27 protein-coding genes are annotated in these 25625 nt (G+C 61.5%); 19 read left to right on the top strand and 8 right to left on the bottom strand.

Features of this window, described 5'->3' with window-relative positions; all coding sequences use genetic code 11:
- The first annotated feature begins 213 nt into the window (after nt 1-213).
- From B9Z31_RS12505 to accD, 17 genes are all read left to right on the top strand, one after another.
- The gene (locus B9Z31_RS12505) at nt 214-999 is read left to right on the top strand and encodes a GntR family transcriptional regulator (protein ID WP_100119912.1); all 786 of its coding nucleotides are present in this window, start codon (nt 214-216) and stop codon (nt 997-999) included.
- A 129-nt stretch (nt 1000-1128) separates the two neighbouring features.
- The gene (sdhC, locus tag B9Z31_RS12500) at nt 1129-1560 is read left to right on the top strand and encodes a succinate dehydrogenase, cytochrome b556 subunit (RefSeq protein ID WP_100119911.1); all 432 of its coding nucleotides are present in this window, start codon (nt 1129-1131) and stop codon (nt 1558-1560) included.
- Nucleotides 1561-1593: 33 nt separating this feature from the next.
- Nucleotides 1594-1959: a succinate dehydrogenase, hydrophobic membrane anchor protein gene (gene sdhD, locus B9Z31_RS12495; protein WP_100119910.1), complete on the top strand. Its 366-nt coding sequence runs from the start codon at nt 1594-1596 to the stop codon at nt 1957-1959.
- 53 nt (nt 1960-2012) lie between these two features.
- On the top strand, nt 2013-3818 hold the full coding sequence (gene sdhA, locus B9Z31_RS12490; RefSeq protein ID WP_100119909.1) for a succinate dehydrogenase flavoprotein subunit: 1806 nt from the start codon (nt 2013-2015) through the stop codon (nt 3816-3818).
- 64 nt (nt 3819-3882) lie between these two features.
- Nucleotides 3883-4587, top strand: coding sequence for a succinate dehydrogenase iron-sulfur subunit (locus B9Z31_RS12485; RefSeq protein WP_019427020.1), 705 nt, complete (start codon nt 3883-3885; stop codon nt 4585-4587).
- Nucleotides 4587-4895 (top strand): succinate dehydrogenase assembly factor 2, encoded by a 309-nt coding sequence (locus tag B9Z31_RS12480; RefSeq protein ID WP_100119908.1) that lies wholly within the window; start codon nt 4587-4589, stop codon nt 4893-4895. The genes B9Z31_RS12485 and B9Z31_RS12480 overlap by 1 nt, the downstream gene beginning before the upstream one ends.
- A 42-nt stretch (nt 4896-4937) precedes the next feature.
- Nucleotides 4938-6236, top strand: a complete 1299-nt coding sequence (gltA, locus tag B9Z31_RS12475; RefSeq protein ID WP_100119907.1) for a citrate synthase — start codon at nt 4938-4940, stop codon at nt 6234-6236.
- Between the two features lie 244 nt (nt 6237-6480).
- Nucleotides 6481-7932, top strand: coding sequence for a 3-isopropylmalate dehydratase large subunit (leuC, locus tag B9Z31_RS12470; protein ID WP_100119906.1), 1452 nt, complete (start codon nt 6481-6483; stop codon nt 7930-7932).
- Nucleotides 7933-7952: 20 nt separating this feature from the next.
- Nucleotides 7953-8600, top strand: a complete 648-nt coding sequence (gene leuD / locus B9Z31_RS12465; RefSeq protein ID WP_100119905.1) for a 3-isopropylmalate dehydratase small subunit — start codon at nt 7953-7955, stop codon at nt 8598-8600.
- A 93-nt stretch (nt 8601-8693) separates the two neighbouring features.
- Nucleotides 8694-9779 carry a 3-isopropylmalate dehydrogenase gene (gene leuB, locus B9Z31_RS12460; protein WP_100119904.1) on the top strand — a complete coding sequence of 362 codons (1086 nt, stop codon included), beginning with the start codon at nt 8694-8696 and terminating at the stop codon, nt 9777-9779.
- Between the two features lie 248 nt (nt 9780-10027).
- The gene (asd, locus tag B9Z31_RS12455) at nt 10028-11185 is read left to right on the top strand and encodes an aspartate-semialdehyde dehydrogenase (protein ID WP_100119903.1); all 1158 of its coding nucleotides are present in this window, start codon (nt 10028-10030) and stop codon (nt 11183-11185) included.
- Nucleotides 11186-11199: 14 nt separating this feature from the next.
- Complete coding sequence (locus tag B9Z31_RS12450) at nt 11200-12672, top strand: FimV family protein (RefSeq protein WP_158235683.1); 1473 nt, start codon at nt 11200-11202, stop codon at nt 12670-12672.
- Nucleotides 12669-13454 carry a tRNA pseudouridine(38-40) synthase TruA gene (gene truA, locus B9Z31_RS12445; RefSeq protein ID WP_100119901.1) on the top strand — a complete coding sequence of 262 codons (786 nt, stop codon included), beginning with the start codon at nt 12669-12671 and terminating at the stop codon, nt 13452-13454. The genes B9Z31_RS12450 and truA overlap by 4 nt, the downstream gene beginning before the upstream one ends.
- Complete coding sequence (locus B9Z31_RS12440) at nt 13451-14146, top strand: phosphoribosylanthranilate isomerase (protein WP_100119900.1); 696 nt, start codon at nt 13451-13453, stop codon at nt 14144-14146. Before truA ends, B9Z31_RS12440 begins: the two co-directional genes overlap by 4 nt.
- A gap of 87 nt (nt 14147-14233) precedes the next feature.
- Nucleotides 14234-15517 carry a tryptophan synthase subunit beta gene (gene trpB, locus B9Z31_RS12435; protein ID WP_100119899.1) on the top strand — a complete coding sequence of 428 codons (1284 nt, stop codon included), beginning with the start codon at nt 14234-14236 and terminating at the stop codon, nt 15515-15517.
- A 99-nt stretch (nt 15518-15616) separates the two neighbouring features.
- On the top strand, nt 15617-16426 hold the full coding sequence (trpA, locus tag B9Z31_RS12430) for a tryptophan synthase subunit alpha (protein ID WP_100119898.1): 810 nt from the start codon (nt 15617-15619) through the stop codon (nt 16424-16426).
- Nucleotides 16427-16477: 51 nt separating this feature from the next.
- Entirely contained in the window at nt 16478-17350 is an 873-nt protein-coding gene (gene accD, locus B9Z31_RS12425) for an acetyl-CoA carboxylase, carboxyltransferase subunit beta (protein WP_100119897.1), read from the top strand.
- Between the two features lie 76 nt (nt 17351-17426).
- Here accD and B9Z31_RS12420 read toward each other — a convergent pair whose 3' ends face one another.
- Complete coding sequence (locus B9Z31_RS12420; RefSeq protein ID WP_100119896.1) at nt 17427-17975, bottom strand: YggT family protein; 549 nt, start codon at nt 17973-17975, stop codon at nt 17427-17429.
- Between the two features lie 32 nt (nt 17976-18007).
- Between B9Z31_RS12420 and B9Z31_RS12415 the strand changes: the two genes are divergently transcribed.
- Both B9Z31_RS12415 and lysS read left to right on the top strand, forming a co-directional pair.
- On the top strand, nt 18008-18694 hold the full coding sequence (locus B9Z31_RS12415; protein WP_100119895.1) for an LON peptidase substrate-binding domain-containing protein: 687 nt from the start codon (nt 18008-18010) through the stop codon (nt 18692-18694).
- A gap of 99 nt (nt 18695-18793) precedes the next feature.
- Nucleotides 18794-20347 carry a lysine--tRNA ligase gene (gene lysS / locus B9Z31_RS12410; protein WP_100119894.1) on the top strand — a complete coding sequence of 518 codons (1554 nt, stop codon included), beginning with the start codon at nt 18794-18796 and terminating at the stop codon, nt 20345-20347.
- Between the two features lie 62 nt (nt 20348-20409).
- On the opposite strand, the gene B9Z31_RS12405 is transcribed toward lysS, so the two are convergent.
- Genes B9Z31_RS12405 through rnc form a run of 7 tightly spaced genes read right to left on the bottom strand, consistent with a single transcriptional unit; the run spans nt 20410 to nt 25619 of the window.
- The gene (locus B9Z31_RS12405; RefSeq protein WP_100119893.1) at nt 20410-20736 is read right to left on the bottom strand and encodes a hypothetical protein; all 327 of its coding nucleotides are present in this window, start codon (nt 20734-20736) and stop codon (nt 20410-20412) included.
- 19 nt (nt 20737-20755) lie between these two features.
- Nucleotides 20756-21919 (bottom strand): beta-N-acetylhexosaminidase, encoded by a 1164-nt coding sequence (gene nagZ / locus B9Z31_RS12400; RefSeq protein WP_100119892.1) that lies wholly within the window; start codon nt 21917-21919, stop codon nt 20756-20758.
- A gap of 35 nt (nt 21920-21954) precedes the next feature.
- The gene (gene acpS, locus B9Z31_RS12395) at nt 21955-22356 is read right to left on the bottom strand and encodes a holo-ACP synthase (RefSeq protein WP_100119891.1); all 402 of its coding nucleotides are present in this window, start codon (nt 22354-22356) and stop codon (nt 21955-21957) included.
- On the bottom strand, nt 22353-23099 hold the full coding sequence (locus B9Z31_RS12390) for a pyridoxine 5'-phosphate synthase (RefSeq protein WP_100119890.1): 747 nt from the start codon (nt 23097-23099) through the stop codon (nt 22353-22355). Before B9Z31_RS12390 ends, acpS begins: the two co-directional genes overlap by 4 nt.
- Complete coding sequence (gene recO, locus B9Z31_RS12385) at nt 23096-23845, bottom strand: DNA repair protein RecO (protein WP_100119889.1); 750 nt, start codon at nt 23843-23845, stop codon at nt 23096-23098. Before recO ends, B9Z31_RS12390 begins: the two co-directional genes overlap by 4 nt.
- Before the next feature lie 11 nt (nt 23846-23856).
- On the bottom strand, nt 23857-24918 hold the full coding sequence (era, locus tag B9Z31_RS12380) for a GTPase Era (RefSeq protein WP_199174495.1): 1062 nt from the start codon (nt 24916-24918) through the stop codon (nt 23857-23859).
- Nucleotides 24915-25619 (bottom strand): ribonuclease III, encoded by a 705-nt coding sequence (gene rnc / locus B9Z31_RS12375; protein WP_369804704.1) that lies wholly within the window; start codon nt 25617-25619, stop codon nt 24915-24917. Before rnc ends, era begins: the two co-directional genes overlap by 4 nt.
- Nucleotides 25620-25625 lie beyond the last annotated feature (6 nt).

Genomic DNA, 25625 nt, shown 5'->3' with positions numbered 1-25625 from the left:
GAAAAGAGGGGTTGCAGTCCACAACACAAAGCGTTGCCAGGCCTGTCCGGCGGTGCGGACCCACGCTTGCCGCTCAAAAATTCAGCGGAAAACATGCGCAAACAGCTTCTGAGTGTACCCGCGAAAACCCTCAGGGGTCAATTTGTCTTATGTCTTATATAAGATATGATGCGACACCTGACGCCACACTGACCCATGCGTCATTTCCCACCCATGAACAACAACTCCCCCATGGCCGACTCCAGCGCAGCAGCCGTCTCTGCTGGCGTGCCAACGCCTGCGTTCAGTCCGCTGTATCAGCAGATCAAAGGGCTGATTTTGCAAAGCCTGCAATCGGGCGAATGGAAGCCCGCTGAGTCCATCCCCAGCGAGATGGAGCTGGCCGCCCGTTATCGGGTCAGCCAAGGGACCGTGAGGAAAGCGATTGATGAATTGGCCAGCGACCACTTGCTGGTGCGCAGGCAAGGCAAAGGCACCTTTGTGGCCACGCATGCGGAAGACCACGTGCAGTACCGCTTTTTGAAACTGATGCCCGACCGCGGTGACTTGGACTCAGAGGGGCCTGCGCAGCGGGACATTGTGGACTGCAAACGCTCCCGGGCCAACGCCGACATCGCCAGAGCCTTGGCGCTTCGCACCGGTGACGCCGTGCTCCAAGTGCGGCGCGTGCTGTCTTTTGGCAACACGCCCACGATTTTGGAAGACTTGTGGTTGCCTGCAGCCCCCTTCAAAGGCCTGACCGCCGAGCGACTGGCCGATTACCATGGCCCCATGTATGCCCTGTTTGAAACCGAGTTCGGGGTACGCATGGTCCGTGCGGATGAAAAAATCCGTGCCGTTTTGCCCGATGCGACCCAAAGCCAGCTGCTGAAAGTCAGCCCCAGCACCCCTTTGCTCAGCGTTGAGCGCGTGGCTTACACCTACAAAGACACGCCCATGGAGCTGCGCCGAGGCTTTTACAGCACAGAAAACCATCACTACCGAAACGCCCTGAGCTGAGTCCCTTCGGCCCTCGAAAATCACCCTGTCACCTCCGTGTGCAATGCTCATGTCAGTTTGCTGCGTTGCAATAGAATCAGACGGATTTGATCCCAATAACTCAAACGCATCCATCCAGAAAGTACCCACATGACCGAACTCGCGCGCAAGCGGCCTGAATTCCGCAACATCAACGCCCTGAAAGATTTACCCACTTACCGCCTCCCCGCGGCGGGCATCGTGTCGATTCTTCACCGAATCAGCGGCTTCCTCATGTTTTTGCTGATGCCACTCATCATTTGGATGTTTGACAGCTCCATCACTTCTGAAATTTCATTTGCCAAATTGTCGGCAGCTTTCAACATCGGCCTGGGTTTTGTGCCGGGTTGGTTCATGAAGCTGGTCGCATTGGCCTTGATCTGGGCTTACCTGCACCACTTCATTGCAGGCCTGCGCCACTTGTACATGGACATGTTCCATGCTGTGACCAAGGAGTTCGGCAAGTCTTCGGCCATCGTCACCCTGGTCCTGAGCATTGGCTTGACCGCCGTGCTGGGCGCCAAGCTGTTTGGTTTGTACTGATTTTTGCCATCACAACAAAAAGGAAACAGATTTATGTCCGTGAACTTCGGCTCCAAACGCATCGTGACCGGCGCTGGCTACGGCTTTCGTGACTGGCTCGCACAACGCGTCACCGGCACTTTGATGGCCCTCTTCACCGTGGTCTTGTTGGCCCAGGTGATCTTCACCACCGGACCCATCGGTTACGAAGAGTGGGCAGGCATTTTTGCCTCCCAATGGATGAAGGTCTTGACCTTCTGCGTGATCCTTTCCCTGCTGTACCACGTCTGGGTGGGCATGCGTGACATCTGGATGGACTATGTCAAACCCTTGGCTGTGCGCCTGGCTTTGCACGTTTTCACCCTTGTCTGGCTGATCGGCTGTGCTGGCTGGTCCGTTCAGGCACTGTGGCGCCTTTGAGCCGCCCATCACCGCTGTTCATTGCGCTGACTCCCTACCAACCAAGATAAACCATGAGCTATACCAAAGACAAAATCACCACCCGCAAGTTTGACGTCGTGATCGTCGGCGCCGGTGGTTCGGGCATGCGTGCCTCGCTGCAATTGGCCCGCGCGGGCCTCAATGTCGCCGTCCTGTCCAAAGTGTTCCCCACCCGTTCACACACCGTCGCGGCCCAAGGCGGCATCGGTGCTTCGCTCGGCAACATGTCCGACGACAACTGGCACTACCACTTCTACGACACCATCAAGGGCTCCGACTGGCTCGGCGACCAGGATGCGATCGAATTCATGTGCCGCGAAGCGCCCAAGGTCGTGTACGACCTGGAGCACATGGGCATGCCTTTCGACCGCAACCCCGATGGCACAATTTACCAGCGCCCCTTTGGCGGCCACACCGCCAATTACGGCGAAAAGCCCGTGCAACGCGCTTGCGCCGCTGCTGACCGCACAGGTCACGCCATGCTGCACACCCTGTACCAACAAAACGTCGCCGCCAAAACCAGCTTCTTTGTGGAGTGGATGGCGCTGGACTTGATCCGCGATGCCGAAGGCGATGTCGTGGGCGTGACGGCGCTGGAGATGGAAACCGGTGACCTGCATGTTCTGCACGCCAAAACGGTGCTGATGGCGACAGGTGGTGCGGGCCGCATTTATGCGGCTTCCACCAACGCCTTCATCAACACGGGCGACGGCTTGGGCATGGCCGCACGCGCGGGCATCCCGCTGGAAGACATGGAGTTTTGGCAATTCCACCCCACCGGCGTGGCGGGTGCTGGCGTGTTGCTGACGGAAGGCTGCCGCGGCGAAGGCGCCATCTTGCTCAACAGCAATGGCGAACGCTTCATGGAGCGCTATGCGCCCACATTGAAAGATCTGGCACCGCGTGACTTCGTGTCCCGCTGCATGGACCAGGAAATCAAAGAAGGCCGCGGCTGCGGTCCGAACAAAGATTACGTGATGCTCAAGCTGGACCACTTGGGTGCAGAGACCATCCACAAGCGCCTGCCCTCGGTGTACGAAATCGGCGTCAACTTCGCCAACGTCGACATCACCAAAGAGCCGATCCCTGTTGTGCCCACCATCCATTACCAAATGGGCGGCATCCCCACCAACATCAACGGCCAGGTCGTGACCCAGAACGCCACGGACAACAACGCTGTGGTCAACGGTTTGTATGCTGTGGGCGAGTGCTCTTGCGTGTCGGTGCACGGCGCCAACCGCCTGGGCACCAACTCGCTGCTCGACTTGTTGGTGTTTGGCCGGGCAGCCGGCAACCACATCGTGGACTTCGCATCCAAAACCAAGTCACACAAAGACTTGCCAGCCGATGCCACAGACCGCACGCTGGAGCGCCTGAACAAACTCGAAGGCCGTGGCGGCGAGTACGCCCAAGACGTGGCCAACGACATGCGCGCCGCCATGCAGCTGCACGCTGGCGTTTTCCGCACACAAGCCGCCATGGACGAAGGTGTCCAAAAGATCGCGGCGATTCGCGATCGCGTCAATGCCATCGGCCTGAAGGACACGTCCAAAGTGTTCAACACCGCCCGCATCGAAGCGCTGGAAGTGGAAAACCTGATCGAAGCGGCGCAAGCCACCATGGTGTCTGCTGCCGCCCGCCGTGAGTGCCGTGGCGCCCACACCGTGAGCGACTATGAGCGCCCCGTGGACGATGCCGTCGCGCCATTGGGCCGTGACGACGCCAATTGGATGAAGCACACCCTCTGGCACAGCGAGTCGAACAGCTTGACCTACAAGCCCGTCAAGCTCAAGCCTCTGACTGTGGACTCCGTCCCCCCAAAGGTTCGCACCTTCTAAGTTTTGCCAAGACCGCTCACCTCAGGGTGGCGGTCGACCCACCGAACACATCAGGAGTTCTTTCATGACCCTACGCACATTCCAGATCTACCGCTACGATCCTGACAAGGATGCCAAGCCTTACATGCAAACCATCCAGGTTGAACTGGACGGCAACGAGCGCATGCTGCTCGACGCTTTGATGAAACTCAAGGCCGTGGACCCCTCCATTTCCTTCCGCCGCTCTTGCCGTGAAGGCGTCTGCGGCTCGGATGCGATGAACATCAACGGCAAAAACGGTCTGGCATGTCTCACCAACATGAACACCTTGCCCGGCACGATTGTGTTGAAGCCCCTGCCCGGCCTGCCCGTGATCCGCGACGTGATCGTGGACATGACCCAGTTCTTCAAGCAGTACCACTCGATCAAGCCCTACCTCATCAACAGCACCATCCCACCTGAGACCGAGCGCCTGCAAAGCCCGGAAGAGCGTGACGAGCTGAACGGATTGTACGAATGCATTTTGTGCGCCAGCTGCTCGACCAGCTGCCCCAGCTTCTGGTGGAACCCCGACAAGTTCGTGGGTCCAGCCGGTTTGCTGCAAGCCTACCGCTTCATCGCTGACAGCCGCGACGAAGCCACCGCTGAGCGTTTGGACAACCTGGAAGATCCCTACCGTTTGTTCCGCTGCCACACCATCATGAACTGCGTCGATGTCTGCCCCAAGGGTCTGAACCCCACCAAGGCCATCGGCAAGATCAAAGAGATGATGGTCCGCCGCGCCGTCTGATGACCGTCACCCCTATCCTGGAAGACGCGTCATTGGTTGGCGCTGACCGCCTCGCGCCTTTGAGCGAGCGGTCACTCAGCAAGCTGCGCTGGCGCAGCCGCCGGGGTCTGCTCGAGAATGATTTGTTCATCGAGCGCTTTTTCAACCAACACGCGAGCAGTTTGTCGGTTGGCCAAGCCCGGGGGATGTATGTCCTGATGGACCTGTCTGACAACGATCTCATGGACTTGCTGTTGCGCCGCAAGGAGCTGCAGCCTGAGATCAGCACCGAAGAGGTGCGTGAAGTCCTGGACATGTTGAGAGCGTGAACCGAACAGGTTCAACCCCCTGAATTTTTGAGGAAACCCACCATGAAACTCGCCGATAACAAAGCCACCCTGTCGTTCTCCAATGGCAGTCCCAGCATCGAGATGCCCGTTTACTCGGGCAACATCGGTCCTGACGTGATCGACATCCGCAAGCTCTACGGCCAAAGCGGCATGTTCACTTACGACCCCGGCTTCCTCTCCACGGCATCGTGCCAATCGGCCATCACCTACATCGATGGTGACAAGGGCGAACTGCTGTACCGCGGCTACCCCATTGAGCAATTGGCCAACAAGGCCGACTATCTGGACACCTGCTACCTGCTTTTGAATGGCGAATTGCCTGTGGGCCAGCAAAGCAAAGACTTCCACAAGCTGGTGAACCAGCACACCATGGTCAACGAGCAGATGCAGTTTTTCCTGCGCGGCTTCCGCCGTGATGCGCACCCCATGGCGGTGTTGACAGGCCTGATTGGCGCTTTGTCAGCCTTCTACCATGACAGCACAGACATCAACAACCCAGAACACCGCCACATTGCAGCGATCCGTTTGATCGCCAAAATGCCCACCTTGGTGGCCATGGCCTACAAGTACGGCGTCGGCCAACCGTACATGTACCCCCAGAACAACCTGAGCTATGCCGGCAATTTCCTGCGCATGATGTTCGGCACCCCTTGCGAAGAGTACGTGGTCAACCCCGTGCTCGAGCGCGCCATGGACCGCATTTTCACGCTGCACGCTGACCACGAGCAAAACGCGTCGACATCGACGGTCCGTCTGTGCGGCTCGTCGGGCACCAACCCTTTCGCCGCCATTGCTGCGGGCGTGGCTTGCCTGTGGGGCCCTGCCCACGGTGGCGCCAACGAGGCTTGCCTGAACATGCTGGAAGACATCCAAAGAATGGGTGGCATCTCCAAGGTCGGCGAATTCATGGAAAAGGTCAAAGACAAGAACTCTGGCGTCAAGCTCATGGGCTTCGGTCACCGTGTTTACAAAAACTACGACCCCCGCGCCAAGCTGATGCAAGAGACTTGCGACGAAGTGCTCAAAGAGCTGGGCCTTGAAAACGATCCCCTGTTCAAGCTGGCCAAGGCCCTGGAAAAGATCGCTTTGGAAGACGACTACTTCGTCAGCCGCAAGCTCTACCCCAACGTGGACTTCTACTCCGGCATCGTGCAACGCGCCATCGGCATCCCTGTGAACCTGTTCACCGGTGTGTTCGCCCTGGCCCGCACAGTGGGCTGGATTGCCCAATTGAACGAAATGATCAGCGACCCCGAGTACAAAATCGGCCGCCCACGTCAGCTGTTCACGGGCTCTCCACGCCGCGACGTGCAGCGTTGATCGGTCAACACCCGAACCGCGAAAGCCCGCCCTGTGCGGGCTTTTTTCATCAGGACCACCAGCACTTGAGCGGTTGGGGCCCGGGGCTGTCAGGCCGATTTGCTGGCGCGAAGCGACTGATGAGGCCTGGCAGCCCCGGACCCCGGCCGCTCAAGTCACCGCAGCGACCAAAACGCCATGACAGAAGGCCCAATGAAGGCCGCCTATCCGCATAAAATGGCAGGCTGCACAGCAAGGAACCTCCATGGCACGCACGCTCTACGACAAGATCTGGGACGAACACGTCGTCCACACCGAAGAAGACGGCACCTCCGTCCTCTACATCGACCGCCACTTGGTGCACGAAGTCACCAGCCCCCAGGCTTTTGAAGGCCTGCGCCAAGCCGGCCGCAAAGTCTGGCGTGTCAGCTCCATCGTGGCCACCGCCGACCACAACACCCCCACCACCGGCTGGGAACTGGGCTACGACGGCATCACCGACCCGATCAGCAAAGAACAAATCACCACGCTCGATGCCAATATGAAGGAATCGGGCTCGGCCGCCTTCTTCCCCTTCTTGTCCAAGCGCCAAGGCATCGTGCACGTCATCGGCCCTGAAAACGGCGCCACCCTGCCCGGCATGACCGTGGTCTGTGGCGACTCGCACACCTCCACGCACGGCGCGTTTGGCGCACTGGCCCATGGCATCGGCACTTCCGAGGTCGAGCACGTCATGGCCACGCAAACGCTCTTGGCCAAAAAAGCCAAAAACATGCTGGTCAAGGTGGAAGGCACGCTGGCCAAAGGCCTGACCGGCAAAGACATCGTGCTGGCCATCATCGGCAAGATTGGCACCGCGGGCGGCACCGGCTACACCATCGAATTCGCAGGCTCGGCCATCCGGGCACTCAGCATGGAAGGCCGCATGACGGTCTGCAACATGGCCATCGAAGGCGGCGCGCGCGCTGGCCTGGTGGCGGTGGACGACAAAACCATCGAGTACGTCAAAGGCCGTTTGCTCTCACCAGGCACTGACCCGAAAACGGGCCAGTTTGTCGGTGGCGCCGAGTGGGACCACGCCGTGGCCTACTGGAAGTCCTTGCAGTCCGACCCGGGTGCGCACTTTGACGCCGTTGTCGAACTCGACGCCAGCGCCATCGTGCCGCAAGTCACCTGGGGCACCTCGCCCGAGATGGTGCTGGGCATTGACGGTTTCACACCCGACCCGGACAAAGAAAAAGACGACGTCAAGCGCGACGCCATTGAGCGCGCACTGACTTACATGGGCCTGCAGCCCGGCAAAGCGCTGTCCGACATCACCATCGACAAAGTGTTCATTGGTTCATGCACCAACAGCCGCATCGAAGACATGCGCGAAGCGGCGGCCGTCGTCAAAAAGCTCGGCCAAAAAGTGGCGAAGAACGTCAAGCTGGCCATGGTCGTGCCGGGTTCGGGCTTGGTCAAAGAACAAGCCGAGCGTGAAGGCCTGCACGAGATCTTCAAAGCCGCAGGCTTTGAGTGGCGCGAGCCCGGTTGCTCCATGTGCCTGGCCATGAACGCCGACCGCTTGGAGCCCGGTGAGCGCTGCGCATCGACGTCCAACCGCAACTTCGAAGGCCGTCAGGGCGCGGGGGGCCGCACCCACTTGGTCAGCCCCGCCATGGCCGCCGCCGCGGCCGTGCACGGCCACTTTGTTGACATCCGCCAATTCGCCTGAAGCGTTCGAGGAACCACAACATGCAGAAATTCACCCTCCTCAAAGGCCTGGTGGCCCCGATGGACCGCGCCAACGTGGACACCGACGCCATCATCCCCAAGCAGTTCCTCAAATCGATCCGCAAAACCGGCTTTGGTCCCAACCTGTTCGACGAATGGCGCTACCTGGACGTGGGCTTTCCCGGCCAAGACCCGGCCAGCCGCAAGCCCAACCCGGACTTCGTGCTGAACCAGCCCCGCTACCAAGGCGCCAGCATTTTGCTGGCCCGCAAAAACTTCGGCTGCGGGTCTTCGCGCGAACACGCGCCCTGGGCGATTGACCAATACGGGTTTCGCTGCGTGATCGCACCCAGCTTTGCCGACATCTTCTTCAACAACTGCTTCAAGAACGGCCTGCTGCCCATTGTGCTGCCCGAAGCCGTGGTGGCCCAACTGTTCGACGAAGTCGCGGCTTTTCCCGGTTTCGAACTCACCGTCGACTTGGAACGCCAGGTCGTGGTGCGCCCTCAAGGCCAGGAAATCCCGTTTGAAGTGCAAGCTTTCCGCAAATACTGCTTGCTCAACGGCTTGGACGACATCGGCCTGACCCTGCGCCACGCCGACAAGATCAAGGCCTATGAAGCCGAGCGCCTGGTCACCAAGCCTTGGCTGGCCCACACCGCCCATTGACCCAAGCACCCCTTGTGGGAGGCTGCCCCTGCAGCCGAATGCACGCCCATATCTCGGCCGCAGGGGCGGCCTCCCACAGCAGAGTCAGTGAACATGAAAATCGCAGTCCTCCCCGGTGATGGCATCGGCACCGAAATCGTCGCCGAAGCCGTCAAAGTCCTCAACACCCTCGGGCTGAAGTTCGAGATGGAAACCGCCCTGGTCGGTGGTGCCGCCTACGACGCCTATGGCCACCCCCTGCCCGAAGCCACGCTCAAGCTGGCCATGGACAGTGACGCCGTGCTGTTTGGTGCGGTGGGCGACTGGAAATACGACAAGCTCGACCGGCCTTTGCGCCCCGAGCAAGCCATTTTGGGCCTGCGCAAAAACATGGGCCTGTTCGCCAACTTCCGCCCGGCCATTTGCTACGAGCAGTTGGTGGGGGCATCGAGCCTGAAGCCCGAGTTGATCTCGGGTCTGGACATCCTGATCATCCGCGAGCTGACGGGCGACATCTACTTTGGCCAGCCGCGCGGCCGCCGCATCGCCACCGATGGCCACTTCCCCGGCGCCGAAGAAGCGTTTGACACCATGCGCTACTCCAAGCCCGAGATCGAACGCATCGCGCACGTCGCCTTCCAGGCCGCGCGCAAGCGCAAAGCCGCCGGCACAGAAGGCCGTGTGACCAGCGTGGACAAAGCCAACGTGCTGGAAACCTTCCAGTTCTGGAAAGACGTGGTCACCGAAGTCGGCAAAGAATACCCCGACATCGCGCTGGACCACATGTATGTGGACAACGCCGCCATGCAACTGGTCAAAGAACCCAAGCGTTTTGACGTGGTGGTCACGGGCAATATGTTTGGCGACATCCTGAGCGACGAAGCCTCCATGCTCACCGGCTCGATCGGCATGCTGCCCTCGGCCAGCCTCAACACGAAAAACCAGGGCCTGTACGAGCCCAGCCACGGCAGCGCCCCCGACATCGCGGGCAAAGGCGTGGCCAACCCACTGGCCACCATCTTGTCGGCGGCGATGATGCTGCGCTTCAGCCTGAACCAGCCCGAAGCTGCCCAGCGCATCGAAGCCGCGGTGCAAAAAGTGCTGGCCCAGGGGCTGCGCACCGGCGACATCTGGAGCGAAGGCACCACCAAGGTGGGCACCGCACAAATGGGCGATGCCGTGGTCAAAGCACTGGGTTGAACCACCCAAGGATGCTGTCAGGAAGCACTCAGGCCGCATCCATTACAATTTCGCCCATGTTCCACGCACACCTGTTCTCCCTGAACGTCAACACTGCCGCTGCAGTGGCTGTCGGTGTGCGTGCAATCACCATCAAAACGACGACCATTAAGGGCTAAGGGCTCTGGTTCGTCGTGCGCCCTCCCCGGCCAGACGAGCCGGGGCAAACAGTCAGGTCTCACACTGTTTAACTTTGAAAGGGCAATGAAATGAGCAAGTTGGTAGGTTTGGTTGGCTGGCGCGGCATGGTCGGCTCGGTTCTGATGGACCGCATGATTCAGGAAAAAGACTTTGACCTGATCGAGCCCTTGTTCTTCTCCACATCGAACTCGGGCGGCAAAGCCCCCTCGATGGCCAAGAACGAAACCACGCTGCAAGACGCCTTCAACATCGAGCAGCTCAAGCGCTGCGAGATCATCATCACCGCCCAAGGCGGCGACTACACCTCTGAAGTGTTCCCCAAGCTGCGCGCTGCCGGCTGGAATGGCCACTGGATCGATGCCGCATCGACCCTGCGCATGGAAAAAGACGCCGTGATCATCTTGGATCCGGTCAACATGCCCGTGATCAAGAACGCCTTGGCGCACGGCGGCAACAACTGGGTGGGCGGCAACTGCACCGTCTCGTGCATGTTGATGGGCGTGGGCGCTTTGTACAAAGCCGGCCTCGTCGAATGGATGAGCACCCAGACTTACCAAGCGGCTTCGGGCGGTGGTGCGCAGCACATGCGCGAGTTGCTGACCCAATACGGCACGCTGAACGCCGAAGTCAAAGCCCTGCTGGACGACCCCAAGAGCGCTATTTTGGAAATCGACCGCAAAGTCATTGCCAAGCAACGCGCCCTGACAGGCGCCGAGACCGCCAACTTTGGCGTGCCACTGGGCGGCTCGCTGATCCCTTGGATCGACAAGGACCTGGGTATCGGCAAAAACCGGGACGAAGCCGGTTGGGGCACGTCCAAGGAAGAGTGGAAAGGCATGGCCGAAACCAACAAGATCTTGGGTCTGGGCGAGGGTTTCAACTCGGCGGCCATTCCCGTGGACGGTTTCTGCGTGCGCGTGGGCGCCATGCGCTGCCACAGCCAAGCCCTGACCTTCAAACTGAAAAAAGACGTGCCTGTGGCCGACATCGAAGCCATGATCGCCGCCGACAACGCGTGGGTCAAAGTGGTGCCCAACACCCGCGAAGCCACCCTCCAGGACCTGACCCCTGTGGCCGTGACCGGCACCATGACCATTCCCGTGGGCCGTGTGCGCAAACTGGCCATGGGCCCAGAGTATGTCGGCGCGTTCACCATCGGTGACCAGCTGCTGTGGGGCGCGGCCGAGCCGCTGCGTCGCATGCTGCGCATCTTGTTGGACGCTTGATGCTTTTTCGGCCGATGCGTCTGCGACCACCCCCTGATCCGCAGGTGTTGGGCCTGCGCCTGGGATTGACTTTGGCCATGGCCATGGCCAGCCCGTGCGCGCTGGCTTTGACATTGGGTCAGGTGTCGGTGGAGTCGGGCATCGGACAGCCGCTTCGGGCGGCGATTGAAATCACGCAGTACAAGGTCGAGGATTTACGCAGGCTCAAGCTGCAGCCAGCCTCCTTGGCCAGCTACGAGCAGGCCCAAATGGCCTTCCATCCTGCCTTGAACGGTTTGCAGACCAGCCTCGAGTTTCGCGGCGACGGCAAACCCTTCATCGCCTTGACAGGGTTGACACCCGTCAACGAGCACTTCATCGATGTGATTGTGGAGGCGCAGTGGCCTTCGGGCCGCTTGGCCAGGAATTACACCTTGCTGGTCTCCCCCGTTGGCGCCGTCGCCCAACGCCCCGCCCCAACGCCATCGGAGGGAGAGGTCACCTCCCCTGTGGTCGCCCCACTGGCTTTGGCCGCCGTGGCCAACCCTGTCGCGCGGGCAGACAACCCGCGTCCCCCAGAAACCGTCAAGGTGCGGGCAGGGGATACCGCCACCGGCCTGCTTGTGCGCCCTTTGCCTGCGGGCGTCACGCTGGAGCAAATGCTCTTGGCCATGGTGCGTGCCAACCCAGAGGCCTTCATAGAGGGCAATGTGAACCTGTTGCGTGAAGGCGCTCAAGTTCAACGGCCCAGTGCGCAAGAAGCCGCTCAAATTTCAGCCGAAGAAGCCCGGCAAACCGTGGTGGCGCAAACCGTGGATTTTGTGGCTTATGCCCGCCGGCTGGCGCAATCGGCGCTCAAAGCGCCCGACACGGCCAGCCGTGAAATGGCTGGCAAACTCAGCCCCGCTGAGCCCACACCGACGGCGCCGCTTGCGGCCAAAGACACCTTGACGCTCAGCAAACGTGAAGCCGGCAAGGATTCCGACGAAGCCCGATTGGCCGTTGAAAGAGAAATTCAGGACAAAACAGAACAACTGGCAGCGCTCAAAAAAAACCTGGACACACTCAAGTCCTTGTCGGCCTCCAGCCCGCCTGTGGCCGATCCAGCTCAGGCGAGTGCCCCGACTGAGCGCCAGACTTCCGCCCCCAACGTGCCCCTGGCTGTCGCGACAACGCAGCCCTCATCTTTGTTGGAAAAAATCAGCGCCAGCTCGGCCATCTGGGCTTGGGCTCTGGCGCTTTTCAGCGGCATGTTGGGCTGGGTGTGGTGGGCCAGACGACGCCCAAGCAGCAGCCATCCCTTGTTTGCCGAGCATGCTGCCAGCGGTTTACCGCGTCAACCGGGCGCGTCTTTCACCACAGGCCCGCAGCATGAAGTTCAGCTTGAACGTCCGCCTTTGCCTTCCGGTTTGCCGCCGCAGTTTGCCAACCTCGACCTGAACCTGACGCCCACGCCCGCAACGCGCCCCGCGCCTGAGGCGGACCCAGCGGCAGGCCCCACAACGTGAGAGTCGCCCTCGGTGTTGGCTATTTGGGCAGCGCCTACCAAGGCTGGCAAAGCCAAAGCACGGGCCAAACGGTGCAAGACAAACTCGAAAATGCTTTGTCCAAATTTGCCGATGTGCCCCGGGTCAGCACTTTGTGTGCGGGGCGCACCGATGCGGGTGTGCACGGGCTCATGCAGGTCGTGCATTTCGACACCGACCTGAAGCGCGAGCCACAGTCTTGGCTGCGCGGCACCAACCGCTACCTGCCCTCTGACATTGCGGTGCAATGGGCGCAAATCGTGCCCGACACTTTCCATTGCCGCGCCAGCGCCACGGGCAGGCGTTACATCTACGTGCTGCTCGATTCAGCCGTCAGGCCCAGCCTAGAGGCCGGACGCGTGGGCTGGGTGTACCGCCCACTGGCCGAGGCGCCGATGCAAGAAGCCAGTCAGCACCTGCTGGGTGAGCACGATTTCTCCTCTTTTCGGGCCAGCAGTTGCCAGGCCCTGTCGCCTGTCAAAACGCTGCGGCACATCCGCATCTCCCGGCACGGCGCTTATTGGCGCTTCGAGTTTGAAGGCAACGCCTTTTTGCACCACATGATCCGCAACATCATGGGCTGCTTGGTGACCATCGGCCAAGGGCAACAGTCCCCCGACTGGATGCGTGAGGTGCTGCGGGCCCAATGCCGAGATGCGGCAGCGCCCACCTTTTCCCCCGATGGGCTGTACTTTGCAGGCCCCATCTACAGCCCCGAATGGGGCCTGCCCGACACCACCCCTGCTTTTGATTGGTTGCCATGACGCTGATCAGCCCCGCCCCGCAGCAACGCACGCGCATCAAGATGTGCGGTTTCACCCGCGAGGCCGATGTGCTGGCCGCCTGCGCCCTCGGTGCCGACGCCATCGGTTTTGTGCTTTACCCGCCGAGTCCGCGCAGCGTGAGCACGGAGCGCGCCGCCGAGCTGGCTCGCCTGCTGCCGGCTTTTGTGACGCCCGTGCTGCTCTTCGTCAATGAAACGCCCGAGCGCATTGAGGCCGCTTGCGCCGCCGTGCCCGGCGCCTTGCTGCAGTTTCATGGCGACGAGACGGCCGACTTCTGCCAAGACATGTCGCAGCGCACGGGCCGCCCCCACCTCAAAGCCGCCCGAATTCCCCTGTCCGAGGTCCATGACTTCGACTTGCTAGAATTTGCACACTTTCATCAATCAGCCCAAGCCCTCTTGCTCGACGCCCACGTCGACGGATACGGCGGCGGCGGAAAAACATTCCATTGGTCACTCCTGCCACCAAACGTCAATGCTCACCTCGTTTTGTCTGGTGGACTCACACCTGCAAACGTGGGCGATGGCATTCGGGCACTGCGCACGCACGGCCTGTCTCTGGCCGTTGACGTGAGCTCCGGCATCGAAGCAGGCAAGGGCCTCAAAGATGCCGACAAAATGCGGCAGTTTGTCCAAGCGGTGCGCACCGCAGACAACGCAATCTCCCTTTAAAGCATTCCCCGCGCTGGCCTCGGCTCCCTTTGCAACGTTCAGCACTGCGAGCACCGAGCACACCCGCCCCCCACCAAGGCCATCACCATGTTCGATTACCAACAACCCGACCTCAAAGGCCATTTCGGCATCTATGGCGGCAGTTTCGTCAGCGAAACCCTGACGCACGCCATCAACGAGCTCAAAGCCGCCTACGCCCAATACCAACACGACCCGGCCTTCATCGCCGAATTCAAGTCGGAGCTGGCGCACTTTGTCGGTCGCCCCTCCCCCATTTACCACGCGGCCCGCATGAGCCGTGAGATGAGCGGCGCACAAATCTTCTTGAAGCGCGAAGACCTGAACCACACGGGCGCCCACAAGATCAACAACACCATCGGCCAGGCCATGCTCGCCAAGCGCATGGGCAAGCCGCGCATCATTGCCGAGACGGGCGCAGGCCAGCACGGTGTGGCCACCGCCACCATCTGTGCCCGTTACGGTCTGGAATGCGTGGTGTACATGGGCGCAGAAGATGTGAAGCGCCAAAGCCCCAACGTCTACCGCATGAAGCTCTTGGGCGCGACCGTGGTGCCCGTGGAGTCCGGCAGCAAAACCCTCAAAGATGCCCTGAACGAAGCCATGCGCGACTGGGTGGCCAACGTGGACAACACCTTCTACATCATCGGCACCGTGGCAGGACCCCACCCCTACCCCATGATGGTGCGAGATTTCCAGAGCGTGATCGGCGAGGAGTGCCTCACGCAAATGCCCGAGCTGTTCAAAACGCTCCAAATGGCAGAGCAGCAACCCGACGCCGTGATCGCCTGCGTGGGCGGCGGCAGCAATGCCATGGGCATTTTCTACCCCTACATCCCGCACGACAAAACCCGCCTGATCGGTGTGGAAGCTGCGGGCGAAGGTCTGGACACCGGCAAGCACTCCGCCTCGCTGCAACTGGGCACACCGGGCGTGCTGCACGGCAACCGCACCTACATCTTGCAAGACGAAAACGGCCAAATCACCGAGACGCACAGTGTGAGCGCTGGCTTGGACTACCCCGGCGTCGGCCCCGAGCATGCCTTCTTGAAGGACATTGGCCGCGCCGAGTACGTGGGCATCACCGACCAAGAAGCCCTGCAGGCCTTCCACTACCTGTGCCGCACCGAGGGCATCATCCCGGCCCTCGAATCGAGCCACGCCGTGGCCTACGCCATGAAATTGGCCAAAACCATGCGCCCTGAGCAAAGCATTTTGGTCAACCTGTCCGGGCGCGGCGACAAAGACATCGGCACCGTGGCCGATTTGTCGAACGCCGATTTTTATTGCCGCCCCAGCTGCCAAGGCCAATCGGTCAAAGGTGGCGAGCAGCCCGTCAACTTCGTCAAATAAACCCTCGTGGGAGGCGGCCCCTGCGGCCGAATGGACCCGTCAAAGCCTGTCGTTCATTCGCAAGCAGGGGCTCGCTCCCACACTCCTACAAGGTCAGCCATGAGCCGCATCGACGCCACCCTCTCCACCCTGAAATCCCAGGGCCGCAAAGCCCTGATCCCGTATGTCACGGCAGGCTTCCCCCAAAAAACCACCACCGTGCCCCTGATGCATGCCATGGCCGGCGCCGGGGCCGACATCATCGAACTGGGGGTGCCGTTTTCGGACCCGTCTGCCGACGGCCCGGTCATCCAAAAAGCAGGCGACAAAGCCCTGGCACTGGGCATTGGCACCGTGCAGGTGCTGGCCATGGTGCGCGAATTCCGCCAAACCAACACCACCACCCCGGTGGTGCTGATGGGTTACGCCAACCCGGTGGAGCGCTATGACCAAAAACACGGCGCTGACAGCTTCATTCGCGACGCCTCGGCGGCGGGCGTGGACGGCGTGTTGATCGTGGACTACCCACCCGAAGAATGCGTCGAATTTGCCGCCAAGCTGCGCGCCCACCACATGGACCTGATCTTTTTGCTGGCCCCCACCAGCACCGACGAGCGCATGCAGCAGGTGGCCCAAGTGGCCAGCGGCTATGTGTATTACGTGTCGCTCAAGGGCGTGACCGGCTCGGGCACCCTCGACACCGACGCGGTCGAAGCCATGCTGCCGCGCATTCGCCAGCACGTCAGCGTGCCCGTTGGCGTGGGCTTTGGCATCCGCGATGCCCAAACGGCCCAAGCGATCAGCCGCGTGGCGGACGCGGTGGTGATCGGTTCGCGCCTGATCCAGCTGATCGACGCGGCCCAGGACACCGACATCAACGCCGTGGCCTCTGACTTTTTGCGCGGCATCCGCCAAGCCCTGGACGCCTGAACAAGCCGGCCGACGTTTCAACGATAATTCGTCGCACAAGGAGAACCCCTCATGAGTTGGCTCGAAAAACTGCTCCCCCCCAAGATCCAGCACACCGACCCGGCCGACCGCCGCTCGGTGCCTGAAGGCTTGTGGGTCAAGTGCCCCAGCTGCGAGACGGTGCTTTACAAGAACGACCTGGAAGAAAACCAGAACGTCTGCCCCGGTTGCTCACACCACCTGCGCATCGGTGCGCGCGCCCGCCTCAATGCCTTCCTGGACGGCGAAGGCCGCTACGAAATCGGTCAAGAAGTGGTGCCCGTTGATGCCTTGAAGTTCAAGGACAGCCGCAAATACCCCGAACGCCTGAAAGAAGCCATGAACAACACGGGCGAAACAGACGCCCTGGTGGTCATGGGTGGGGCCGTGCACAACATTGAATTGGTGGCAGCCTGTTTCGAGTTCGACTTCATGGGCGGATCCATGGGCTCCGTCGTGGGTGAGCGCTTTGTGCGCGGTGTCGAGACCGCGATCGCGCAAAAAGTGCCTTTTGTTTGCTTCACCGCCACAGGCGGCGCCCGCATGCAAGAAGGCCTGCTCTCGCTCATGCAAATGGCCAAGACCAACGCCGCCCTGACCCGTCTGGCCAAAAAAGGCCTGCCCTACATCAGCGTGCTGACCGACCCGACCATGGGTGGTGTCTCGGCGGGTTTCGCCTTTTTGGGCGATGTGGTGATTGCCGAACCCAAAGCCCTGATCGGCTTTGCAGGGCCCCGCGTGATCGAAAGCACCGTGCGCGTGACCCTGCCCGAAGGTTTCCAGCGCGCCGAGTTTTTGCAAACCAAGGGGGCGGTGGACTTCATCTGCGACCGCCGCGAACTGCGCAAAACCATTGCCAGCACCCTGGCCATGCTGCAGCGCCAGCCGGCCGATGCCGTCAGCTGAACCCCAACAAGGCCAGCATCTCCCATGAAAAAGCCCTCATCAGAGGGCTTTTTCATGGGGCGGGTCGTCCAAGGGCTCAGCGCATCCAGCCCATCTGCAGGCCTGCCAGCAGCATGCCCAGCATTTGCAAGAGCAGAAGCAAGGCCAAGGGTGACAGGTCGATGCCACCGATCAAGGGCACCCAGCGCTGAAAAGGGCGCAGGAAAGGGTCACACAAACGAACGGTCAGGGCGTACATGGGAGAGCCCGGGTTGACCCAAGACATGATGGCCAAGACCAGCACCAAGGCACTCAAGGCCGACACCACCATCTGGGCCAAGCCGACCAAGCTGAACAAGGGCAACCAAGCCAAAGACCCAGAACCGCCGGCAATGAGCCACAGCAACAAAAATTGCACCAACTTGACCAACCAAGCGCCCACCCAGCTGGACAAATCCCAGTTCGTCCAAGCAGGAATGACTTTGCGCAGAGGCATGATCAACCAATCGGTCATGGCAAACACGAATCGACCCAAAGGTTGGTGAAACGAGATGCGCTGCCACTGCATCAGGAAACGCAGCAAACAGGTGCCCGCCACCAAACCAGCGACCACATCCAAAACCATGCTGACCATTTGAAACCACATTGCACATCTCCTGCTCGTGCGATGATACCCAGATGAGTTCAGTGCCCACCCCATCCCCCGCGCCATGGGAGGAATTGCCCCTGTTCCCCCTGGGCACCGTGCTGTTTCCCGGCGCTCTCTTGCCCCTGCAATTGTTTGAACTGCGCTACCTGCAAATGATCGGTGAATGTGAACGCCAAGGCAGCGGTTTTGGTGTGGTGACGCTCACCCAAGGGCGTGAAGTCCACCGACCCGGGGCGGCCCAAGAGCAGTTTGAAACCATCGGGACACGGGTCAACATCGAGCGCATCGAACGGCCCCAGCCCGGTTTGGTCATGGTTTGGTGCCGCGGCATGGAGAAATTCAGGTGCCAGACCCCGCAGCAGCGCAGCGACGGTCTGTGGACGGGCCCAGTGCAAGCCCTGCCGCCCGAGCCCGCCGTGCAAGTGCCTGAAGACTTGCAACACCTGTCCACACACATGCACGAAGTGCTGAGCCAACTGAGCGAGCAAGCCAGCGTGGTGCCCCACTGGGCCGAGGCCTGGCGTTTGCAGGACTGCAGCTGGTTGTCCCACCGCTGGGGCGAATTGCTGCCCTTGCCATTGCAGATGAAATACCGCCTGTTTGCCCTGCAGGAGCCCTTGCTGCGCTTGGAGCTGATCGGGGACATGGTGAGCGGCGCCAAGCCTTCGGCAACAAGCCCAGCAAGCCAAGGCCAAAAGCCCCCTGCAAACTCTTAAAATAGAGGGTGACGCGCCTTGGCGCAGCAACGCTCTCTATTTTTTTCCGCAATCCAGGCTCACACCCGCCACGCGCCCTGAGCCCAACCACCGCCCCACATGTCCGACACGAACGCCAACGCTGCAGCCGCGCCCGCCCCTCAAGATGAAAACCAACTGATCGCTGAGCGCCGCGAAAAACTCAAGGCCATGCGCCAGGCGCAGGCCGAGGGCAAGGGCGTGGCGTTTCCCAACGACTTCAAGCCCGAGCACCATGCGGCCAACCTGCACCAGGCCCATGGCGAGAAAGCCGCCGAAGCGCTGAACGGCGAAGGCGTGGCCCCAACCACCGCCAAGGTGGCCGGCCGCATGATGCTCAAGCGCGTCATGGGCAAAGCCAGCTTTGCCACCCTGCAAGACGCCACAGGCCGCATCCAGGTCTATGTCACCCGCGACGACGTGGGCGAAGAGCTGTACGCCCTGTTCAAGCACTGGGATTTGGGCGACATCGTGGGCGTGGAAGGCCACCTGTTCAAAACCCGCACCGGCGAGTTGTCCATCCATGCCACCTCGATCCGCATGCTCACCAAGAGCCTGCGCCCCATGCCCGACAAGTTCCATGGCGTGGCCGACCAGGAAGTCAAATACCGCCAGCGCTATGTGGACCTGATGACCGATGAAGCCGCCCGCAAGCGCTTCATGGCCCGCAGCAAGGCCGTCAGCGGCATCCGCGAGTTCATGGTCCAGCACGGCTTCCTCGAAGTCGAAACGCCCATGCTGCACCCCATTCCGGGTGGTGCCAACGCCAAGCCCTTTGTGACGCACCACAACGCGCTCGAGCAAGAAATGTTCTTGCGCATCGCGCCCGAGCTGTACCTCAAGCGCTTGCTGGTGGGCGGCTTTGAGCGGGTGTTCGAGATCAACCGCAACTTCCGCAACGAAGGCATCTCGGTGCGCCACAACCCCGAGTTCACGATGATGGAGTTCTACGCGGCTTACTGGAACTACCAAGACCTGATGGGCTTCACCGAAAGCCTGATCCGCGACGCGGCCATGACCGCTGCCGGCACGCTCAATCTGACCTACAACGGCAAGCCTGTCGACTTGAACAAGCCTTTCGCCCGCATGACGATCCGCGAAGCCATCGTGAAACACACCGAAGCCGCAGGCAACGTGGACAACGCCGAGTGGCTGATCAACGCCCTGAAAAAGCTGGGCATGAGCGAAGCCAAGGACAAGCTGTCCACACGCAGTCTCGCCAGCCTGCAGGTGTTCTACTTCGAAGAAACCGTGGAAGACAAGCTCTGGGAGCCCACCTTCATCATGGAGCACCCGACCGAGATCAGCCCGCTGGCCCGTGCCAACGACACACGTCCCGAAGTGACCGAGCGCTTTGAGCTCTACATCACCGGTCGCGAGTTCGGCAACGGCTTTTCCGAGCTCAACGACGCCGAAGACCAAGCCGCACGCTTCCACGCCCAAGTGGCCGCCAAAGACGATGGCGACGACGAAGCCATGTACTACGACCACGACTTCGTGCGGGCGCTCGAATACGGCATGCCGCCTGCAGGCGGCTGCGGCATCGGCATTGACCGTTTGATGATGCTGCTGACCGACAGCGCCAGCATCCGCGATGTGATCCTGTTCCCTGCCTTGCGGCACGTGCAGGAATAAATGGCCCAAGCGCCAACAACAAACCCGGCCTCGGCCGGGTTTGTCTTTGGGAAAATCAAAATTCAATCCCGCTGGCGGGGCGGCAAGCGCGGAGCATCCTCCAACACCTCACGCACCTCCACATCGACCACCTGGTCGTCATGGGGAAACGGGGCACCTTGGGCTCTGGGGGGCTCAAAGCCTTGTGCGGCGCCTGCACGGAAACCACCCTGTTGGAAGCCCTGGCGCATGGCCTTGAACTGCTGCCAAACCATCACCACCTGAGGTTTGCGGCCTGTCAACAACCAACGCACCGTCGCATAAACGATGTAGCACAGCAAACCCAAGAGCAAGGCCGCCAAGAAACCCAGTCCAAGCAGACCCATGATGATGCGTGCAATCCAGTTCATTCTGGTGTCCTGTGGTTGGTCAAGGCAAGCGGTCGAGCGCGTGCATGTAGTCGGCCGAGCGCACCAACTCGTCCCAAGGGCGGGCGGGTGACCGAGGCAAAAGGTTCAAGCGCCGCTCTTCGCTGATGTCGCTCGGTGTCCAGTGGCCTTTGAGTTGGGCCTCGGCCAGCTGGTCCAGCACCTCGTCCAGTTCGGCGCCCTCATTCACCGCCGAGCGGTTGCACAGCAGCGCCAGATCGCACCCGGCTTGCAGCGCGGTGATCACCGCCTCGGTGTAGCTGAGGGTGCGGCCGTCCAATTGACGGGCCGCCGCCATCGACAAATCGTCGGTGCACACCACGCCCTGAAAGCCCAGTTGGGCGCGCAGGATGTCTTGCAGCCAGCGCGATGAGAAGCCCGCAGGGCGGCTGTCGACCTTGCTGTAGATCACATGGGCGGGCATGACGGCGGTCAGCACGCTGGTGAGCCAGCGGTAAGGCTGTGCGTCATCGGCCAAGATGGTTTTGAGGCTGCGCTTGTCCACGGGCAGCGCCACATGCGAGTCGGCCTTGACGGCCCCGTGTCCTGGGAAATGCTTGCCACAGTTGCCCATGCCCGCTTGCAGCAGGCCTTGCATCAGGCTGCGTGCCAGCAGGCTCACGACGCGCGGGTCGCGCGCAAAAGCGCGGTCGCCGATGACGCCGCTGCGGGAAACGCCGGGCCGCCCCAAGCTTCCCGAGCCTCCTCGGGGGACCGCCTGGGCGTGCCCTGCCGTGGGGGTGTCATCCACGTGGTCCAAATCCAAAACAGGTGTGAAGCTGAAGTCCACGCCGCAAGCGCGCAACTCGCTGGCCAGCACAAAGCCCGCCGAGGTGGCCGCCTCGCAGGCCTTGAGCACGCCAGAGCCAGCTTGGCCCTTGTCGTCTTGCGCCCAAAGCTCGCCCAAGGCGCGCATGGGTGGCAGGTGGGTGAAGCCGTCGTTGCGAAAGCGCTGCACACGGCCGCCTTCGTGGTCCACCGCGATCAAGAGGTCGGGTCGGAGGCTTTTGATGTCGGCACACAGCGCGGTCAGCTGCGCGCGGCTGTGCCAGTTGCGACCAAACAAAATCATGCCGCCCACGAGCGGATGCGCCAAGCGACGGCGGTCCACATCGGTCAAGGTGGTGCCGGCAATGTCGATGATCAGGGGGGCGTGGAAGCTCATGCGTGTCTCAGAAGTTCAGGGTGAACAAAAGTAATTCAAGAGGAAGCGTGCGACTCGACCACACAAAAACTGGCGGCGTATTCGGACTCGTCGGTCACGGTGATGTGGGCACTCAGGCCCTTGGCTTCAAACCAAGCCTTGAGTTCACCGTGCAGCACGATGACGGGCTGACCGCTGGGGAGTTTGCCAATTTCGCACGAGCGCCAGGTCATGGGCATGCGCATGCCCAGACCGATGGCCTTGCTGAAGGCCTCTTTGGCCGAAAAGCGTGTGGCGAGATAGCGCACACCCCGCTCGGGCCAGCGGGCGCTGCGGGCTTTCCAAGTGCTCATTTCGGCGTCGCTCAAGACCTTGGCGGCAAAGCGCTCGCCGTGCCGCTCCAAGCTGGCTTGGATGCGGCGGATGTCGCAGATGTCGGTGCCGATGCCGTAGATCATTTTTTCAGGCAAGCGAGGTAAGCCTGCACCGTGGCGCTGTAACCCAGCTCCAGCGCGTCGGCCATGAAGGCGTGGCCAATCGAGACCTCCTGCAGGCCTTTGACGGCGGCCACAAAGGCGGGCAAATTGTCGCGGTTGAGGTCGTGTCCTGCGTTCAGGCCCAAACCCACTTGCAAGGCGGCATGGGCCGCATCGGCGTAGCGCTGCAGCTGGGTGGCGTGGTCTGGCGTGCCCCAGCTGGCGGCATAGGGCTCTGTGTACAGCTCCACCCGGTCGGCCCCCACGGCGCGGGCAGCCGCCATTTGTTCGGGTTCGGGGTCCATGAACAGGCTCACGCGCACGCCCAGGGCCTTGCACTCGTCAATCAGCGGTTTGAGGCGCTCGGCATCCTGCGGAAACGTCCAGCCGTGGTCGCTGGTGAACTGCCCTTCGCTGTCGGGCACAAAGGTCACCTGGTGCGGTCGCACGGCGCGCACGTGGTCCATCAGGTTGTGAAAAGGGTTGCCTTCGATGTTGAACTCCCGGTCGGGCCAAACTTGCATGAGGGCGTGGAGCTCGGGCACGTCGCTGGCGCGGATGTGTCGCTCGTCAGGCCGAGGGTGGATGGTGATGCCTTGCGCACCCGCTTGCAGGCACTGCTCGGCGGCACGCGTGACGCTGGGGATGGCCAGGTGACGCGAGTTGCGCAACAGCGCGACTTTGTTGACATTGACCGACAAGGCCACGCTTTGGGATGTGTTCATAGGGATTGCAGGTCCAGCATCATTTGGCGGGTGCGCAAGGCACCGACACCACAATGGTAATTGAGCATCAGGCGCAAAGGCCTTTGGAGTTGCACCAGCAGGTCGGCGCAGTCCCGCAGCAAGGCCGCCAAGGGGCTGGCTGAAGCCAGCGCGGCGTGCAGTGCCAGCCATTGGTCGCCGCGCAAGGCGTGGCGGGGGTCATCGCTCACCCACTGCAAGCCCGCTTCAGGCACCAGGGCATAACTGTCCGTGGGCAACAAAGGCTTGAGGGTCAAGGTCTGCAAGTTCAGGGCGGGCAAGAGCCCCATGTCACGCAGCAGCAGCAATTCAAAACCGCGCAGGGCCCATTGCAGGGCATTGGGGTCGCCACTGGCGAGCAGGCGAACGGCAGCGGCATACACCTCAAACAAATGCGGATGGGGATCGTCTCGCGCTGTCAGGCGCATCAGCAACTCGTTGATGTAGTAGCCCGACAGCAGCGCTTCGCCCGTGGGCATGACATGGCCGCCCACCCATTCGGCGGACTTGAGGGTTCGGATGTCGCCGTCGCCCCCGAATGCCAGCGACAAAGGCTGGAGCGGCAAGAGCACCGGGCGGAAACTCGATGTGGGCCGCTTGGCCCCTTTGGCCACCAAGGCCACCCGGCCATGGTGGCGGGTGAAGACTTCGAGGATCAGGCTGGTTTCGCTCCAGTCGTAGCGGTGCAGCACATAGGCTGGCTCGTCTGCAATCCGCTGGGTGGCCATGGACGCCGGGCTTACTCGTAGCCAAAGCTGCGCACACGCGCTTCGTCGTCGGCCCAGCCCGAACGCACCTTCACCCACAGCTCGATGAACACCTTGGCATCCAGCAGCTTTTCCAGCTCAACACGCGTCTCGGTGCCGATGCGCTTGAGCTTTTCGCCCTTGTCACCGATCACCATGGCCTTGTGGCCTTCGCGCTCGACCACGATGGTGGCGGCAATGCGCAGCATGCGTTTGGCGGTGCGACCCGCTTCTTCTTCGAACTTGTCGATCACCACCGTGGAGGTGTAGGGCAACTCGTCACCGGTCAGGCGGAAAAGTTTTTCGCGCACCATTTCGCTGGCCAAAAACTTCTCGCTGCGGTCGGTCAATTCGTCTTCGGCATGCCACCAGGCTTGCTCGGGCAGGTACTTCTCGCAAATGCCGAGCAGGCGTTCAATGTCTTTGGGCTGCTTGGCCGACATGGGCACAAACTCGGTGAAGGCGTGACGCTCGTGCATGCTTTGCAGCCATGGGGCAATGTCGCCACGGCGGTGCACGTTGTCGAGTTTGTTGGCCACCAACAAGACCGGGATGCCGGGCTTGAGCAGGGCCAGCACCTTGGCGTCCGCCGTGGTGAAGCTGCCCGCCTCGACCACAAACAGCACCAGGTCCACATCGCTCACAGCGCCGACCACGGTTTTGTTGAGCGACTTGTTGAGCGCCGTGCCATGGATGGTCTGGAAACCGGGCGTATCGACGAACACATACTGGGCAGCGCCCTGCGTGCGGATGCCGGTGATGCGGTGGCGCGTGGTTTGGGCTTTGCGCGAGGTGATGCTGATTTTTTGGCCCACCAAGGCATTGAGCAGCGTCGACTTGCCCACGTTGGGCTTGCCCACAATGGCCACCAAGCCGCAGCGCTGGCCCGCAACGGGAGCGGGAACGGGAACGGGGGTCGCGACCACGGGGGGCAAAGCGGCGTCTTCTGAGGCGACGCGCGGCTGAATGGTGACGCCCGCGATTTGAACCGGGCGGCGCAGGGTCTGCTCTTGCGCGGTGCGCGCCGAGTCATTGGTTTTTTGGTCGGTGCTCATGCGGCGCTTTCGGATTTCAAGGTCTGCAGCATGGCGGCTGCCGCTGCTTGTTCAGCTGCACGACGCGACGCGCCCGAGCCTTGTTGGGTTTGGCGCAATTCGGTCACCTCGCACGAGACCTCGAATTGCTGGCGATGCGCCGCGCCGGACGTGCCGACGACGGTGTATTTGGGCAGCGCAAGCTTGCGCCCTTGCAACCACTCCTGCAGCTCGGTCTTGGGGTCTTTGCCCACGGCCTGCATGTCGGGTTTGATGTCGACTTTGGCATAAAGCCGTTCGACCAAGGCTTGGGCAGCCGGGTAGCCACCATCGAGGTAGACCGCGCCAATGATGGCTTCGACCATGTCCGCCAAGATGGAAGGCCGGCCTTGACCGCCAGAGCGCATCTCACCTTCGCCCAAACGCATAACGACAGAAACGTCCAGCGTTTTGGCCAATTGGTGGAGTGTGTCTTGCTTGACCAGGTTGGCCCGTACGCGGGACAAGTCCCCTTCAGGCATGTCGGCCAACTGGGCGTACAGCAGGTGCGAGACGGCCAGGTTGAGCACCGAGTCGCCCAAAAACTCCAAGCGCTCGTAGTGGTCTGCACTGAAACTGCGGTGCGTCAGCGCTTGTTGCAGCAAAGCGGGCTGGCGAAAGGCATAGCCCAGGCGAATTTGCAGCTCAGACAAACCGGGGGGGACAGCGCTGGTGTTGGCCACGCTCAC

Origin of the sequence: Limnohabitans sp. G3-2 (assembly GCF_002778275.1) — a bacterium.
Classification (GTDB): Bacteria; Pseudomonadota; Gammaproteobacteria; order Burkholderiales; family Burkholderiaceae_C; genus Limnohabitans_A.
This window is presented reverse-complemented; position numbering and strand designations above follow the sequence as displayed.